At 66.9% G+C, this 15,937-nt stretch carries 16 protein-coding genes; 10 read left to right on the forward strand and 6 right to left on the reverse strand.

The genetic code is table 11. The features are described from left to right. The first annotated feature begins 107 nt into the window (after positions 1–107). The 8 genes from mgrA (at position 108) to tsaD (ending at position 7,167) form a co-directional block, all read left to right on the forward strand. On the forward strand, positions 108–1,154 hold the full coding sequence (gene mgrA / locus GD627_RS04815) for an L-glyceraldehyde 3-phosphate reductase (protein WP_152271774.1): 1,047 nt from the start codon (positions 108–110) through the stop codon (positions 1,152–1,154). Between the two features lie 28 nt (positions 1,155–1,182). Next, on the forward strand, positions 1,183–1,701 hold the full coding sequence (locus GD627_RS04820) for a GNAT family N-acetyltransferase (protein ID WP_152271525.1): 519 nt from the start codon (positions 1,183–1,185) through the stop codon (positions 1,699–1,701). A gap of 49 nt (positions 1,702–1,750) precedes the next feature. After that, on the forward strand, positions 1,751–3,019 hold the full coding sequence (alr, locus tag GD627_RS04825) for an alanine racemase (protein ID WP_152271526.1): 1,269 nt from the start codon (positions 1,751–1,753) through the stop codon (positions 3,017–3,019). Beyond that, the gene (gene tsaE / locus GD627_RS04830) at positions 3,016–3,549 is read left to right on the forward strand and encodes a tRNA (adenosine(37)-N6)-threonylcarbamoyltransferase complex ATPase subunit type 1 TsaE (protein ID WP_152271527.1); all 534 of its coding nucleotides are present in this window, start codon (positions 3,016–3,018) and stop codon (positions 3,547–3,549) included. Before alr ends, tsaE begins: the two co-directional genes overlap by 4 nt. A 307-nt stretch (positions 3,550–3,856) precedes the next feature. After that, positions 3,857–4,804, forward strand: a complete 948-nt coding sequence (bsh, locus tag GD627_RS04835; RefSeq protein WP_152271528.1) for a choloylglycine hydrolase — start codon at positions 3,857–3,859, stop codon at positions 4,802–4,804. Between the two features lie 102 nt (positions 4,805–4,906). Further along, the gene (tsaB, locus tag GD627_RS04840; RefSeq protein ID WP_152271529.1) at positions 4,907–5,575 is read left to right on the forward strand and encodes a tRNA (adenosine(37)-N6)-threonylcarbamoyltransferase complex dimerization subunit type 1 TsaB; all 669 of its coding nucleotides are present in this window, start codon (positions 4,907–4,909) and stop codon (positions 5,573–5,575) included. Next, a complete protein-coding gene (rimI, locus tag GD627_RS04845; RefSeq protein WP_343032378.1) occupies positions 5,572–6,084 on the forward strand; it encodes a ribosomal protein S18-alanine N-acetyltransferase in 513 nt (170 codons plus the stop codon). The genes tsaB and rimI overlap by 4 nt, the downstream gene beginning before the upstream one ends. Beyond that, positions 6,085–7,167, forward strand: a complete 1,083-nt coding sequence (gene tsaD / locus GD627_RS04850; protein ID WP_152271530.1) for a tRNA (adenosine(37)-N6)-threonylcarbamoyltransferase complex transferase subunit TsaD — start codon at positions 6,085–6,087, stop codon at positions 7,165–7,167. A gap of 95 nt (positions 7,168–7,262) precedes the next feature. Here the strand turns inward: tsaD and GD627_RS04855 are convergent, their stop codons facing one another. Then, a complete protein-coding gene (locus tag GD627_RS04855) occupies positions 7,263–8,408 on the reverse strand; it encodes a glutamate--cysteine ligase (RefSeq protein ID WP_152271531.1) in 1,146 nt (381 codons plus the stop codon). Positions 8,409–8,564: 156 nt separating this feature from the next. Here GD627_RS04855 and GD627_RS04860 point away from each other — a divergent pair, with 156 nt between their 5' ends. After that, positions 8,565–9,377 carry a shikimate 5-dehydrogenase gene (locus GD627_RS04860; RefSeq protein ID WP_152271532.1) on the forward strand — a complete coding sequence of 271 codons (813 nt, stop codon included), beginning with the start codon at positions 8,565–8,567 and terminating at the stop codon, positions 9,375–9,377. 34 nt (positions 9,378–9,411) lie between these two features. Here the strand turns inward: GD627_RS04860 and GD627_RS04865 are convergent, their stop codons facing one another. Beyond that, positions 9,412–10,638, reverse strand: a complete 1,227-nt coding sequence (locus GD627_RS04865) for a THUMP-like domain-containing protein (protein WP_152271533.1) — start codon at positions 10,636–10,638, stop codon at positions 9,412–9,414. 54 nt (positions 10,639–10,692) lie between these two features. Between GD627_RS04865 and GD627_RS04870 the strand changes: the two genes are divergently transcribed. Continuing rightward, positions 10,693–11,868 carry a MalY/PatB family protein gene (locus tag GD627_RS04870; RefSeq protein ID WP_152271534.1) on the forward strand — a complete coding sequence of 392 codons (1,176 nt, stop codon included), beginning with the start codon at positions 10,693–10,695 and terminating at the stop codon, positions 11,866–11,868. A 37-nt stretch (positions 11,869–11,905) separates the two neighbouring features. On the opposite strand, the gene GD627_RS04875 is transcribed toward GD627_RS04870, so the two are convergent. The 4 genes from GD627_RS04875 to GD627_RS04890 all read right to left on the reverse strand — a co-directional run bounded on the left by GD627_RS04875 (position 11,906) and on the right by GD627_RS04890 (position 15,755). Then, positions 11,906–12,664: an iron ABC transporter ATP-binding protein gene (locus GD627_RS04875; RefSeq protein ID WP_152271535.1), complete on the reverse strand. Its 759-nt coding sequence runs from the start codon at positions 12,662–12,664 to the stop codon at positions 11,906–11,908. A 34-nt stretch (positions 12,665–12,698) separates the two neighbouring features. Beyond that, positions 12,699–13,715: an iron chelate uptake ABC transporter family permease subunit gene (locus tag GD627_RS04880; protein ID WP_152271536.1), complete on the reverse strand. Its 1,017-nt coding sequence runs from the start codon at positions 13,713–13,715 to the stop codon at positions 12,699–12,701. Further along, a complete protein-coding gene (locus GD627_RS04885) occupies positions 13,708–14,748 on the reverse strand; it encodes an ABC transporter permease (protein ID WP_152271537.1) in 1,041 nt (346 codons plus the stop codon). Before GD627_RS04885 ends, GD627_RS04880 begins: the two co-directional genes overlap by 8 nt. Positions 14,749–14,813: 65 nt before the next feature. After that, a complete protein-coding gene (locus tag GD627_RS04890; RefSeq protein WP_152271538.1) occupies positions 14,814–15,755 on the reverse strand; it encodes a siderophore ABC transporter substrate-binding protein in 942 nt (313 codons plus the stop codon). Positions 15,756–15,937: the final 182 nt, after the last annotated feature.

Below are 15,937 nucleotides of genomic sequence, written 5' to 3' on the forward strand. Positions count from 1 at the left end.
CGGCACCCGCAGGGTATTTTCCTGCAGGGTGCCGGCTGCAGGAGATTAACCGGTCCGCGGCGGGATCAGCGCGCTGTGAGGCAGGCAACAGTGGCAGTATGGGGCCTATGACTTATGTTGCTGCAGAGAACAGATATGAATCCATGCCCTACCGCCGCGTCGGACAGAGCGGACTCCAGCTTCCGGCCGTCTCGCTGGGGCTGTGGCACAACTTCGGCGATGACAAGCCCTTCGAAACCCAGCGTGCCATCCTGCGCCGCGCCTTCGACCTTGGGGTCACCCACTTCGACCTGGCCAACAACTACGGCCCGCCCTACGGCTCCGCCGAGACCAACTTCGGCCGGCACTTCCGTGACGACTTCCGCCCGTACCGCGACCAGCTCGTGATCTCCAGCAAGGCCGGCTACGACATGTGGCCCGGCCCCTACGGCAACTGGGGATCCCGCAAGTACCTGCTGTCCTCCCTGGACCAGTCCCTGGAGCGCATGGGCCTGGACTATGTGGACATCTTCTACAGCCACCGCCCCGACCCGGAAACCCCGCTGGAGGAAACCATGGGCGCCCTGGACACCGCGGTCCGGTCCGGCCGCGCACTCTATGCGGGTATCTCCTCCTACTCGCCCGAAAAAACGATCGAAGCTGCACGCATCCTGCGCGAGATGGGTACGCCGCTGCTCATCCACCAGCCTTCCTACTCGATGCTGAACCGGTGGGTTGAAGAGGGCGAGCCCGACCTGTTCGCCGCACTGGACGACGTCGGTGCCGGCTCCATTGCGTTCTCGCCGCTGGCCCAGGGCCTGCTGACCAACAAGTACCTGGACGGGGTCCCCGAAGACTCGCGGGCAGCCGCCGGGAAGTCCCTGGACCCGTCCCAGCTGTCCGAGGAAAACCTGAAGCGCGTACGGGGATTGAACTCGATCGCCGAATCCCGCGGCCAGAGCCTGGCGCAGATGGCAATCGCCTGGGTCCTGCGAAGCCGGAACGGTGCGTCCCCCATCACCTCCGCACTGATCGGCGCGTCCAGCGTGAAGCAGCTCGAGGATTCACTGGCCGCCGTGAACAACCTGGAGTTCACCCCGGACGAACTCCGGCGCATCGACGAGTACGCGGTGGATTCGAAGATCAACCTCTGGGCCGCCGCACTCGACGCCTGATGAAGCCCGGCACGGCTGGAGGGAACCCATGCAGCACAACAGCACAGGCATCACCGGCAGCCTGACCATCCGGCAGGCCCGGCCCGAGGACTGGCCGGGCATTTGGGCCCTGATGGAACCCATCCTGCGTGCCGGCGAAACCTACTGCTGGGACACCGCGCTCACCGAGGAGCAGGCCCGCCCGCTGTGGCTGGAGCCTGCTCCCTCGGTGGTGTTCGTCGCCGAGCAGGATGGGGGCATCGCCGGGACGGCGCTGCTGCATCCCAACCGTGCCGGCAACGGCAGCCATGTCGCCAATGCCTCCTTCATGACCGCGGCCCGGTTCAGCGGGCAGGGTGTGGCCCGCGCCCTCGCCGGCCACGTCCTGGCGGAAGCGGCCGGCAGCGGCTACCTCGCCATGCAGTTCAACGCCGTCGTCGCAACGAACACCCGCGCCGTGCAGCTCTGGCAGTCCCTGGGGTTCCGGATCCTGGCCACCGTCCCGGAAGCATTCCGGCACCCTGCCCGGGGGCTGACGGGACTGCACATCATGCACCGGACGCTGTAGGAAGGGCGGGAGGGACGTATTGCCTTTCGCAAAATGAAAGAATAGGGACGTGAACTACCCAGAACCCCAGCTTCCGCAATCCCCGCCTCCCGCAGAACGTACCGCCGTCATTGACCTCGCCGCCATCCGGCACAATGTCCGCCACCTTTCCCACGTCGTCAGCCCGGCACGCGTGATGGCAGTGGTCAAGGCGGATGCCTACGGGCACGGCGCCGTGCAGACCGCGCAGGCGGCGCTGGAAGCGGGGGCAGCCTGGCTGGGTGTGGCCCACATCAGTGAGGCGCTGGAGCTGCGCGCCGCCGGCATCACCGCACCGGTCCTGGCCTGGCTGCACACTCAGGACACCGCGTTTGCCGAAGCCATCCGCGCCAACGTGGACGTGGGCGTCTCCGGGTGGGACCTGGACGCCGTCGTCACCGCCGCCCGGGAACTGGAAATGCCGGCCAGGGTACACCTCAAGATCGACACTGGCCTCGGCCGCAACGGCTGCCCCGAGGACCTCTGGGAGGCCTTTGTGGGCCGGGCCCTGTCCTACCAGGAGGAGGGCCTGCTGCGGGTGGTGGGCATCTTCTCCCACTTCGCCGTCGCCGACGAACCGCACCGCCCGGAAACCGATGAGCAGCTGCAGAAGTTCCGCGTCGCCGTCGCCGTTGCCGAGGACGCAGGCGTGGACCGCGAGGTCCGGCACATTGCCAACACCCCCGGCGCACTGTCCCGGCCGGACGCGCACTTTGACCTGGTCCGGATCGGGCTGGGCATGTACGGGCTCTCGCCGTTCGCGGGCCAGACCCCGGCGGAGCTGGGCCTGCAACCGGCCATGACGCTGAAGACCACCATCTCCGCCTGCAAGGAGGTCCCTGCCGGGCAGGGCGTCTCCTACGGATTCACCTACCGCACCTCCGAACCGACCACGCTGGCACTGGTGCCGCTGGGCTACGCCGACGGCGTGCCCCGCGTGGCCACCGGCGGTCCGGTCCAGGTGGACGGACAGGTCTATCCGGTGGTCGGGCGCATCGCCATGGACCAGATGGTGGTTGACCTGGGCCGCACCGGACTGGCAGGAACCCCCCAGACACTGGTGGGCCGCGAAGCTGTCCTGTTCGGCGGCGCGGGGTATCCCGGAGTGGACGAATGGGCCTCGGCAGCCGGCAGCATCAACTATGAGATCATCACCCGGATCAGCGGCCGGGTAGCGCGCACCTATGTGGACAGCGCAGCGGAAGCGGAGGCCGGCGTCGACAGCCCTCCCATTGCCCTGGAAGCCGCGGGCGACGCCGGGCAGCCGACGGAAACGGCGCAGGCGGTGCAGGCCCTGTGACGCAGGATCCAAACTGGGAAGCGGAATTCCGCACTGCGGGCGCCGGGGAAACCAAGGCCTTCGCCGCACGCCTCGGCCGTGTCCTTCGTGCCGGGGACCTGCTGCTGCTGACCGGTGAACTGGGTGCCGGCAAGACCACGTTCACCCAGGGTCTGGGCGAAGGGCTCGGCGTGCGGCCGGGCATCATCTCGCCCACGTTCGTCCTGGTCCGCGAACATCCCTCGCTGGTCAACGGTCCGGACCTGGTCCACGTGGATGCCTACCGGCTCGGGTCGGAAGGCGAAGTTGATGACATTGACCTGGAAGCCTCCATGGACCGTGCCGTCACCGTGGTCGAGTGGGGCCACGGACTCGTCGAGCATCTGTCCGACAGCCGCCTGGAGATCACCCTCATCCGTGCCGTCGGCGGGGAGCAGCCCGCCCGGGGAGGCATCGCCACGGACTTCTCCGAGGAGGACACGGACGAGGAGCGCACCATTCGGCTGGCAGGATACGGACCGCGGTGGGTCGAGCCGCCCAGCCTGGGCTGATCCGCGTCGCCGCTGATCCGCGTCGCAGCTGATCCGCATCGCCGCTTCTCCGCGGCACCCTGTTTCTCCGCGGTGCCCTGTTCGCTGCGGGCCCCTGTTTTGCTGCCGGCACGGAATACTTTGCGGGTCTGCCGGGCCAAACGGGCATGGATGCTGCCGCCTGCCGGGGGACCGGGCCTAACCTGTTCGGGAAGGGGGACTGCCTGGCCGGGGGACCGGTCCGGCCCACCCCCGGCAGCGTCTCCGGCGCAAACCTGGGAACGGGCAGACTGCGTCGGGGCTTAGCCTCAACAGGGAGCAACCAAACATGTGCACAGGCATCAGGTTTACGGACGGCAGCGGCAACCTCTATTTCGCGCGCAACCTCGACTGGACCTCCGATTTCGGTGAGCGGGTGGTACTCACGCCCACCGGGTACGCCACGAAGTCACCGTTCGGTGCCGTGCCGGAGATATCCCACGCCGTTATCGGCATGGGGATCGTGCAGGAGGACACCCCGCTGTACTTCGACTGCGGCAATGATGCCGGCCTGGCAGTCGGCGGCCTCAATTTCCCCGGCTACGCGCAGTACGCGGCGGAACCGGTCGAGGGTAAGACAAACGTTCCCGCATTCGAGTTCCCGCTCTGGGTGGCGTCCCAGTTCGCCACCGTTGACGAGGTCGAGGCCGCGCTGGAGAACACCGTGATTGTGGACCGCCCCATCAATGACAAGTACCCGAGTTCACTGCTGCACTGGCTCATCGCCGACAAGACCCGCGCCATCGTGGTGGAGTACACCAGCGACGGCATGCAGGTCTTCCACGACGACGTCGACGTCCTGGCGAACCAGCCCGGTTTCGGCTGGCACCACGAGAACCTCCGCAACTACCTCAACACGTCACCCGACTTCCCCGAGGAAGTGGTCCTCAACCAGGCGCATCTGGTTCCGTTCGGATCCGGCTCGCTGATGCGGGGGATCCCCGGCGACTACTACTCACCGTCCCGGTTTGTGCGTGCGGCCTACGTCAACGCGCACTACCCGCAGAAGGCCAGCGAAGAGGAGAACGTCAGCCGCGCCTTCCATACCCTGCAGCAGGTTGCGATGGTGGAGGGCAGCGCGGCCATGGACTCCGGTGAGTTCGAAAAAACCACCTACACCGGGCTCTTCTCGGCCCGAACCATGACCTACTACTGGAACACCTACGAGGACCCGGCGGTTCAGAGCGTCGCCATGGCCGACCACAAGACCGATGGAACGGAGATTGTGGTCGTCTAACCCCGGCCCCACCCCGCCGCACGGGTGCGCACGGCACCGCCATTTCAGGGCAGCGAAGCCGCCCTGAAACGGCGGTGCGGCACGCGCCGTAGAATAGGAACCGTGCTGATTCTCTCCATTGATACCTCCGCCATAGCCAGTGCGGCACTGCTCACAGGGGAGTCAGCGATCCTGGCGTCCTTCGCCAGCGAAGACACGCGTTCCCACGCAGAAGTCCTCGCCCCGGCAATTGCGGACCTTTTGGCCGACGCCGGAGTGGCCGGTCCCGAGCTGGACGCCGTGGTCGTCGGGGTGGGCCCCGGCCCGTTCACCGGCCTGCGCGCGGGCATCGCCACCGCCCGGACCCTGGCCTTTGCCTGGGACAAGCCCCTGCACGGCGTGATGAGCCTGGACGCCATTGCCGTAGACGCCGCCCTGGACGCCTGGCGGCACGGCATCGACGAGTTCGCCGTCGCCACTGACGCCCGGCGCAAGGAGGTCTACTGGGCCGCCTACCGCAGCACCGGCGGCACCCCCGAACTGCTGGACGGGCCGCACGTGAGCGCCCCGTCCGAGGTCCCCGCCCTGCCCGTCTACGGTGCCGGCGCCGGACTGTACCCCGGGGTGCTGCACGCGGTTCAGGGCTTCGCCGACGCGCAGCCCACCGCTGCCGCCCTGGGACGCACCGCCGCCGCCCGGCTGGTCCGGGGCCTGCCCCTGCTGCCCAGCACGCCGCTGTACCTGCGCGAATCCGACGCCAAGGTTCCCGGACCGCGGAAGCGCGCCCTGTGACCGCCGCCGACACCATCCTCATCCGGCCGATGACCTCGGCGGACATCCCGGCCGTGGACACCCTGGAACGCCGGCTGTTCCCCGTTGATGCCTGGCCTCTGCAGATGTTCCACGACGAACTGGCGCAGACGGACACCCGGTCCTACTACGTGGCGGTGGACCCCGCCGGAACCGTCATCGGATACGCCGGGCTAATGTGCGTCCTGCCGATCGCGGACGTCCAGACCATCGCCGTCGTCCCCGAAAACGAGGGCGCCGGCATCGGGTCCCGGCTGCTGGCCACCCTCGTGGACGAGGCGAAACAGCGCGGCGCCGAGGACGTGCTCCTGGAAGTGCGTGACGACAACCCCCGCGCCCAGCGGCTGTACCGCTGGTTCGGTTTTGAACAGATCCACGTCCGGCCGCGCTATTACCGTGACGGCGCCTCCGCCCTGATCATGCGCCTGCCCCTGGCCGGCTGGTCCGGTGCTCCGACGGCCGGGACGGCAACAGAAACTAAGGAACAGTAAATGAACCGCACGGCCCCTTTGGTGCTCGGCATCGAATCCTCCTGCGACGAAACCGGGATCGGCATTGTCCGGGGAACCGAGCTGCTGACCAACACCGTGTCCTCGTCCATGGATGAGCATGTCCGCTTCGGCGGGGTGATCCCCGAGATAGCGTCGCGGGCGCATCTGGAGGCGATGGTTCCCGCCCTGCAGGCGGCGCTGGCCGAGGCCGGCGTGGCGCTGGCGGACCTGGACGCGATTGCCGTGACCTCCGGCCCCGGTCTGTCCGGGGCACTGATGGTGGGAGTCAGCGCCGCCAAAGCCCTGGCCCTGGCCACCGGCAAGCCGCTGTACGCGATCAACCACCTGGTGGCGCACGTGGGTGTGGGCGTGCTCGACGGCGGTGCCCTGCCGGATAACCTCGGCGCACTCCTGGTCTCCGGCGGCCACACCGAAATCCTGCGCGTGGCGTCCCTGACGGATGACGTGGAACTGCTCGGGTCCACGATCGACGACGCCGCGGGAGAGGCCTATGACAAGGTCGCCCGCATCCTCGGACTGGGCTACCCGGGCGGGCCGGCCATTGACCGGCTGGCACGGGAAGGCAATCCGAAGGCCATCCGGTTCCCCCGCGGACTGACCCAGCCCAAGTACATGGGCACCGCCGAGGCGCCGGGACCGCATCGCTATGACTGGTCCTTCTCCGGCCTCAAGACGGCAGTGGCCCGCTGCGTGGAGCAGTACGAGGCCTCCGGCCAGGACCTTCCCGTGGCCGATATTGCCGCGTCCTTCCAGGAAGCGGTGGTGGACGTGATTACCTCCAAGGCGGTGCTGGCCTGCACCGAGCACGGCATCACCAACCTGCTGCTGGGCGGGGGAGTGGCCGCGAACTCGCGGCTCCGGGCCCTGACCGCGGAGCGCTGCGCGGCCGCCGGCATTACCCTGCGGGTTCCGCCGATTTCGCTGTGCACGGACAACGGCGCCATGGTGGCGGCACTGGGCGCGCAGGTGGTCATGGCGGGCGGAGAGCCCTCCGGGATCGGTTTCGGCACGGACCCGTCACTGCCGGTGACCAGCATCCACGTGGCCGCAGCCGGGGTCTGAAGCCGGCCTGCAGCATCCGCTTCCCAAAGAGGCAGGGCCCCGGCGGTTATCCCGCTGGGGCCCTGCCTGCATGGTGGCCGGAAAACCGTCCGGGTTCAGGCTCCCCGGAGCTGGGCAATGCCGTCCAGGACGACGGCGCGCAGGTCGCCGTCGTTCTCTGCGGCAATGCTGCGCTGGCGCCGGTAGCCGCCGCCCCGCTCAATGATGGTCCGGACGTCAGCCAGCTCGGCGCTGCAGCCCAGCTCTGCGGCAACCGGTTCCAGGCGCGGCAGGACGTCTTCCAGCAGATGGTCGGTCACCAGCTTCTCGTTGCCCTCGGCATCGAGGATCACGATGGCTTCCATCCCGTACCGGGCCGCCCGCCACTTGTTTTCCTGGACGTGCCAGGGCGGCATGGTCGGGATGCTGCCGCCGGCGTCGAGAATGGAGGAGAACTCGTGCACCAGGCACTGGGTGAGTGCGGCAATGGCGCCCACGTCCCGGATGTCCGCCAGCCCGTCGCAGACGCGCATCTCGATGGTGCCCAGGCCGGGGACCGGCCGGATGTCCCAGCGGATTTCGCTGATGGAATCAATGACCCCGGTGGTGAACATGTCCTGCACATAGGACTCGTACTCGGCCCAGGACGCGAACTGGAACGGCAGCCCGGCGGTGGGCAGCTGCTGGAACATCAGGGCGCGCTGGGACGCGTACCCGGTATCCTCGCCGGACCAGAAGGGGGATGACGCCGAGAGTGCCTGGAAGTGCGGGAAGTAGTTCACCAGTCCGTCGAGGACGGGAAGCACCTTGTCCCGGCTGTCCAGGCCCACATGGACGTGCACTCCGAAAATCAGCATCTGCTGGCCCCACCACTGGGTCCGGTCTATGAGCTTTGCGTACCGTTCCTTGTCCGTGACCGGCTGCGAGCGCGGGGTGCTGAAGGGGTGGGAACCGGCGCAGAACAGTTCAACGCCCATGGGGTCGGTCACCCGCCGCACCGCCGCGAGGGACCGGGCCAGGTCCGCTTTGGCCTCCGCCACCGTGCGGCACACGCCGGTCACCAGTTCCACGGTGTTTTCCAGCAGTTCCTGCTTGATGTGGGGATGCTCTTCGTCTTCACGCAGCGAAGGGTCATTGACGTTCACTCCGCGCAGGACTTCGTCCGCCACGGAGACAAGGTCTCCGGTAGTGCTGTCCACGAGGGCCAGTTCCCACTCGACTCCCAGTGTTGACTGGGCGGACTTGGCGAACTCGATTTCCAAACTGTCTCCTGCTTTATGCGTTACGTCCTGCAGTTACCCGGACCCGCGTCTTTGCGTTGGGAACCGTACCAATCCTATAGCCGCAGACGCCTGCGGCCGGCCGCCGGCCGTTAATGCGGACGTAACCGGAAAGCGTGCTGCGGACATAATGGGAGGATGCCCATCCTGAACAAAGACATGACCCTGTGCATTTCCCTGGCCGCGCGGCCCAGCAACATCGGTACGCGCTTCCATAACTACCTCTATGACCAGCTTGGCCTGAACTATGTGTACAAGGCGTTCGCCCCGGCAGACCTGGCACAGGCCATTGCCGGGGTGCGGGGCCTGCCGATCCGCGGTGCGGCGGTATCCATGCCGTACAAGGAGGAGGTTATTGCCCTGGTGGACCGGATGGATCCGTCCGCGAAGGCCATCGATTCCGTCAACACGATCGTTAACGACGACGGCGTGCTCACCGCCTACAACACCGATTACCTGGCCATTGCCCGGCTGCTGCGTGACCACCGGGTGCCGGCGACGCACTCTGTGCTGCTGCGCGGTTCCGGCGGCATGGCCAAGGCAGTGGCGGCCGCCCTGCGGGATGCCGGCTTCACCAGGGTCACGATTGCCGCCCGCAACGAGGCCGCCGGCCGTGCGCTCGCGGACCTCTACGGCTTTGCCTGGCAGGGCGACCCGGGAACCTCCACGGCGGACCTGCTGATCAACGTGACCCCGCTGGGCATGTCCGGCCGGTACGAGGACGCGCAGTCCTTCAGCGATGACGCCGTGGCGGCCGCCAAGACGGTGTTCGACGTCGTAGCACTGCCGTCCGAGACTCCGCTGATCAAAGCCGCCCGGGCTGCAGGGACGCCGGTGATCACCGGCGCCGAAGTCATCGCCATCCAGGCCGAGGAACAGTTCGTGTTGTACACCGGGGTCCGCCCCACGCCGGAGCAGGTACGCGAAGCCAGCGAATTCTCCCGCGCCTAAAGCAGTTTTCCTGCGGACCGGCCCGGCAGGCCGCCTAGGCTGCGGAAACCGGTTCCACCACCAGGGCCACGCGGTCCTCACCGATCCGGGTGAGGACCAGCGTGGCTTTCCTGGTGCCCCGGTTACCTTTGCCGGAGCCCGTGAGCAGGGCCTTGCGCAGCTCCTCCGGTGTAACGGACATGCCGCGCTTCTTGATGTCCAGGACACCGATGCCGTTTTCCTTCACCCAGGACTTCAGCGCCCGGACGTTGTACGGGCGGACCTCGAGGATGCGGTAGGCGCGGGCGAACGGTGTCTCACGCAGTTCCGGAGCGCAGATGTAGGCGATGTGCGGATCGAGCAGGTGACCGTCCAGGGTGGCGGCGACGTCGGCCACCAGCCCGGCGCGGATCACGGCGCCGTCGGGTTCATACAGGTATCCCTCGGCGGGCCCGACGGCCACGTCCTGGGCGCCGGCGTCGTAATCCACCGGCGAGGTCAGCTCGGCGGCGCCCCCGGAGCCGATTACCAGGGCCGCACGCCGGACACCGGGGCGGCGCAGCACATTGAACCAGAGTGTGGCTTCGGTGACGTCGCCGTCCACGGACACCCACTGCGCCTCGCAGTTCGCCGGCAGCGCATCATGCGGGATGCCGGGTCCCATCTTCACCCCGACGGGCAGGCCGGCATCCGCCAGTGATTCCACGAAGGACAGGGGAGGGGAGAAAGCCTCCGGGTCGAAGATGCGGGTGGTGCCCGACGTCGAGGTGGTCCGGCGCGCCGGATCAAGCCAGACGCCGTCGAACCCGGTCAGGTCGAAGTCCTCGGCGCGGCCCTGGACCACCGTGGCTTCCGGCCAGGGCATGAGGTTGATGGTTGCCGCTGCAGCGGTGATTTCATCCAGTTCGACGGCGGTGACCTGCCGGTCCAGGGTGGCCAGGGCCAGGGAATCAGCGCCGATGCCGCAGCCGAGGTCCGCGACCTTGGACAGTCCGGCTTCCTGGAAGCGGCGGGCGTGCAGGGCAGCGACGTTAAGCCGGGTGGCCTGCTCCAGTCCGGGCTGCGTGAAGACCATGTGTTCGGCGAACGGGCCGAATTTCCCGCGGGCCTTCATCCGCAGCTTTGCCTGCGTCAGGACGGCGGCCACCAGCTCGGGGGAATGCCCGGCCTTACGCAGGTCCGTGTTCAGCTTCAGCGACTCGGATTCCAGATAGGGCGGAAGCGAGTTCAGCAGCTGCCATCCCTCGGGGGTCAGAACATGGGCAAGGGAAGTATCGGGCATGCCCTCCAGCCTAGTTGTTCTGTCCGCGGGCGCGTTAGCTGTAAGTTGGGCGCCATGACGAAGATCGCCGCCGAACCGCTGGCCGTACTGCGCGCCCGTACGAGCTACAAATGGCAGACCTATCCGGCCGACGTGCTGCCGCTGTTCGTAGCTGAAATGGACTATCCGCTGGCCGGCCCCGTGCAGCAGGCCATCATCGACAGGGTATTGGCCTCGGACACGGGGTACATTGCCGGGCCCCGGCCGGTGGCGGAGGCCTTCGCCGGGTTTGCCGGGCGGACCTGGTCCTGGGCCGTGGACCCGGAGGACGTGCGCACCACCACGGACGTGAGCGTCGCGATTGTGGAATGCCTGCGCCAGGCGGTCCCCATGGACAGCACCGTGGTGATCACTCCGCCGGTCTATCCGCCGTTCTTTGAGCTGCCGCTCGAAGCCGATGCCGCCGTGGTGGAAGTGCCGCTGTTATCCGACGGCGGGAACTGGGCGCTGGACCTGGCCGGGATTGAACAGGCCTTTGCCCTCGGCGCGGATGCCATGCTGCTGTGCAACCCGCACAACCCGCTGGGCCTGGTCCACTCGGTGGAAACCCTGCGGGCGCTCGCAGACTTGTCCGCGAAGTACGGCGTGACCGTGATCAGCGACGAAATCCATGCTCCGCTGACCTATGAACCGGGGGCCTTCACCCCGTATCTCACCGTTTCCCAGAACGCGCGCGGGTACGGAATCTGCGTCAGCGCCGCCAGCAAGGGCTGGAACATTGCCGGTACCAAGTGCGCCGTGATGGTGGCCCAGAGTGACCGGACCCGGCTGATGCTGTCCTCCATGCCCGAAGAAGTCTCCGCCCGCACCAGCATCCTCGGCCTGCACGCCGCTGCGGCCGCCTACACCGACGGCGGCCCTTGGCTCGCCTCGGTGCTGGAATCCCTGGCCGCGAACCGGCGCCTGCTGGGGGAGCTGCTGGCCGAGCACCTGCCGGGGGTCCGCTACCGCCTGCCGGCTGCCTCCTACCTGGCCTGGCTGGATTTCCGTGCCCTCGGCTGGGGCGATGATCCGGCGGCGACGGCCCTGGAGCAGGCACGGGTGGCGCTGGAATCGGGGCTGCGGTTCGGGCCGCAGGGCGCCGGATACGTCCGGCTGAACTTCGCCTGTTCCCCGGAGGTGCTCACCGAAGCCGTGGAACGGCTCGCCGCCGTGGCCGGCCGGGCAGGACAGAGGGCCACATTGGGCTGAGGGCGCCCGCACCCCGGATCAGCGATGAGGGCGGGGCCTAGGCGAAATACACGCCGATCCGGTTCCCCTCGATCTCTTCAATCCGGATGTCGATCTCGTAAATATCCTTCAGGACCTCGGACCGCATGATTTCCGCCGGCGGTCCCTGATGGACCAGCCGGCCGTCGCACATGGCAATAATGTCGTCCGAATAGCAGGAGGCGAAGTTGATGTCATGGATGACCAGCACCACGGTCTTCCCGAAATCGTCAGTAAGCCGGCGCAGCAGCCGCATCATTTCCACGGAATGCTTCATGTCCAGGTTGTTCAGCGGCTCATCCAGCAGCAGGTAGTCCGTATCCTGGGCCAGCACCATGGCGATGAAGGCGCGCTGCCGCTGGCCGCCGGAGAGCTCGTCCACGAACTTGTCCGCCAGCGCGGTCAGGTCCAGGTAGGCCATGGCCGTTTCAATGTGGGTCCTGTCCCCGGGACCCGGACGTCCGCCGTTGTGCGGGTACCGGCCGAAGCCGACCAGGTCCCGGACGGTGAGGCGGACGGTCAGCTGGTTGTCCTGGCGCAGGATGGCCATCTTCTTCGCGAGGTCCCGGCCGGGGGTGGAGACGACGTCGAGCCCGTCCACGGTGACCGAGCCCGAGTCCATGGGCAGCAGGCGGCTGATCATGGAAAGCAGGGTCGATTTGCCGGCACCGTTGGGTCCGATGATCGACGTGATGCCGCCTTCCTGAATCCGGCAGCTCACCCCGTCCACAACCACGGTGGAGGAGTAGCGCTTGGTGACGCCGTTGACGCAGATCATGGGGTGTTGCCTTTCGGGCGGTGCAGGGGGAGGGTCATTTCACTTTTCCCCTCAGGAGCAGGACGAGGAACACGATGCCGCCGACGAATTCGATGACGATGCTCAGGGCGGTGTCGAAGTCGAAAATCCGCTCCAGCATCAGCTGGCCGCCCACCAGGGCGATGATTCCCAGCAGCACGGCGATGGGCAGCACCGCGGCGTGGCGGAAGTTGGCGCACAGCTGGTAGGCCAGGGAGGCCACCAGGAGTCCGAAAAAGGTCACCGGCCCCACCAGGGCCGTGGACACCGCGACGAGCACCGAACAGATCACCAGCGTGGTGGTGACTGCCCTCTTGTGGTCCACCCCGAGGTTGACCGCTGTTTCCCGGCCCAGGGCCAGGACGTCGAAGGAATGGCGCATGCGCCAGGCCATGGCACTGACAATGGCGACGGCGATCGCCGAGTAGCCCAGCAGGGCGGCATCGACGTTGTTGAAGCTGGCGAAGAACAGGTCCTGGAGGATGATGAATTCGCTCGGCTCAATCAGCACCTGCAGAAGGGAAGAGAAGCCGCGGAACATGGTGCCGAAGACAATGCCGACCAGCAGCATGAGATGAAGGGATTTCCCGCCGCCGGTGAACAGCCACCGGTAGAGCAGGAAGGAGAAACCGACCATCAGCAGCACTTCGATGCTGAAGCGGACCGGTGCCCCCAGCGACAGCAGGGCTCCGCCGCCCAGGGTGAACACCAGGATGGTCTGGATCAGTACGTAGAGCGCATCAAAGCCCATGATCGACGGCGTGAGGATCCGGTTGGCGGTGACCGTCTGGAACAGGACCGTGGAGACGCCCACGGCGTAGGCCACCAGGATCATGGAGCCGACCTTGACCGCCCGGCGGGGCAGGGCGTACCCGAGGTTGCCGCGCAGTTCAATGGTCATGAACGCCGCGATCAAAACCGCGGCGGCTATGCCGAGGGTAATGATCCAGAACTTCGCCGGAACGGCCCGGACAGGGTGCCGGCGGTGTTCCGTGACCGCGGCGGGCAGCGCACTGGTGGAGGTTTCAGGCATGGGAACCGCGCTTGCGTAGGAGGAGGTAGAGGAAGATGACGCTGCCTACCGCGGAGACCACAACGCCCACCGGGATTTCGTAGGGGTAGCGGATGGTGCGCCCGATGATGTCGCAGAGCAGCACGAAGCCCGCTCCGAAGACGGCAACCCAGGGCACTGCGCGGCGGACGTTGTCACCGATCATCAGGGACACGAGGTTGGGCACGATGAGGCCCAGGAAGGGGATGGAGCCCACGCTGACCACCACCACCGCGCTGATCAGGGAGACAATCACCAGTCCGAGGGCCATCACCCGGTTGTAGTTCAGGCCGAGGTTCGTGGTGAAGTCCGCTCCCATGCCCGCGACAGTGAAACGGTCCGCCGCCAGATACCCGATAACGGTCAGGGCCCCCACAATCCAGAGCAGTTCATAGCGGCCGCGCAGGACGCCGGAAAAGTCGCCGACCATCCAGCTGTTCAGGGTCTGGAGCAGATCGGTGCGGTAGGCGAAGAAGGTGGTGACGGCGGAGATCACGCCGCCGAGCATGATGCCCACCAGGGGGACGATCAGTGTGCTGCGCAGCGGGATGCGGCGCAGCACCAGCAGGAAGAGGGCGGTTCCAGCTGCGGCGAAGACCGAGGCGGTGGACATCTTCAGGAACATGGAGGCGCCGGGCAGCAGCACGGTGACTGCCAGGATCCCCAGCTGCGCGGATTCCACCGTGCCGACGGTGGAGGGTTCCACGAACTTGTTCCGGGCCATCAGCTGCATGATCAGGCCGGCCACGCTCAGGGCCATCCCGGCGAGGATGATGCTGAGCGTGCGGGGGAGCTGGCTGACCCAGAACAGCATGCGGGTGGTGGGATCCCCGGACAGCAGCGAGGAAAGCGAAAGGTCGCCGACGCCGACAAAGAGGCTCACGGCCGCAAGCGCGGTGACGATGCAGACGCCGGCGGCGAGCCCGGCGGTTGAACGCAGAAAGCGCCGCTGTTCCAACGGAGCAGCGGCGGAGGCACGTGCCGGGTTCTTGCCCGGCAGGGCGGGGGCGGTCATATAGGTATCCAGTTCCTGCGCGGCCCGGCACAAACGGTGCCGGGCCGCGCAGCGCAGAGGTGCGGTTAGAGAGCGTCGTGGACGGTGTTAACCATGGAGTCCACGTTGTTCAGGCCGTATCCGACCAGGTACCAGCTGGCGGAGTCCAGCATGGTGATGTTGCCGTTCTGTGCGGCCTTGGTGCTCTTGACCAGTTCGTTGTCCAACACGGCGGAGGCGGCTTCGCCCGAGGTGCCTACGGCGACGTCGCGGTCAATCACGAACAAGTGGTCCGGATTGGTGTCCGCAATGAAGTTGAAGGAGGCCTTTTCTCCGTGCTTGCCCTCGCCCTGGACTTCCGCCGCGGGTGCGACGCCAAGGATGTCGTGGATGATGCCGAAGCGGGAGCCCGGGCCGTAGGCGCTCATTTCCCCGCCGCTGGTCATGACGATCAGGCCGTTGCCTGCGTCGGCGGCCAGTTCCTTGGTGTCTTCCACCTTGCCTTCGAGGGCACCCAGCTTTTCTTCGACCAGGTCTTCCTTTTCGAAGATCGTGCCGAGGGTCCTGGTGTTTTCCGTGAAGGAGTTCCAGGCATCGTTGGAATCGACGCTGAGATCGATGGTCGGCGCAATCTCGCTCAACTCGTCATAGGAGTCGGCCACCCGGCCGGAAATGATGATCAGGTCCGGATCCCCGGCGTTGATCGCCTCGAAGTCGGGTTCCTTCATGCTGCCGATCTTGGTGATCTCGTTGGCACTGTACTTGGACAGGCTGTCGGGGAAGTTCGCCGCGGGCACGCCGTCGACGTCGATGTCGAGGGCATCCATGGTGTCGAGGACGCCGAGATCGAACGTGTAGACGACCTCCGGGTTCACCGGCACTTCGGTGCTTCCCTGGGCGTGCTCGACCGTGATGGTTGAGGCGGCGGTGGAATCGGCGTCTGCTTCTGCTGCTTCGGTGGAGCAGGCGCTGAGCGCGAGGAGGGACACGAGGGCGGTTCCGGCCAGCAGGCGGGACTTGGTAAGCATGGGGGCTCCGGTGAGAGTCGATGTGCCTATCCGGGGATTAGGTCACAGAAATGTTTTCTAATGGTGCGCGCCTCTGAAAACTATCCCGGTTAGGCGAGCCTAAGCAAATTCCGTGACCGCTGCGGACGCAGGGATGCGGCGGGCGGACCGCCGTCGACGCTGCGCATTGGCACTCGCCTTGA

Origin of the sequence: Arthrobacter yangruifuii, assembly GCF_009192775.1 — a bacterium.
GTDB lineage: Bacteria > Actinomycetota > Actinomycetes > Actinomycetales > Micrococcaceae > Arthrobacter_B > Arthrobacter_B yangruifuii.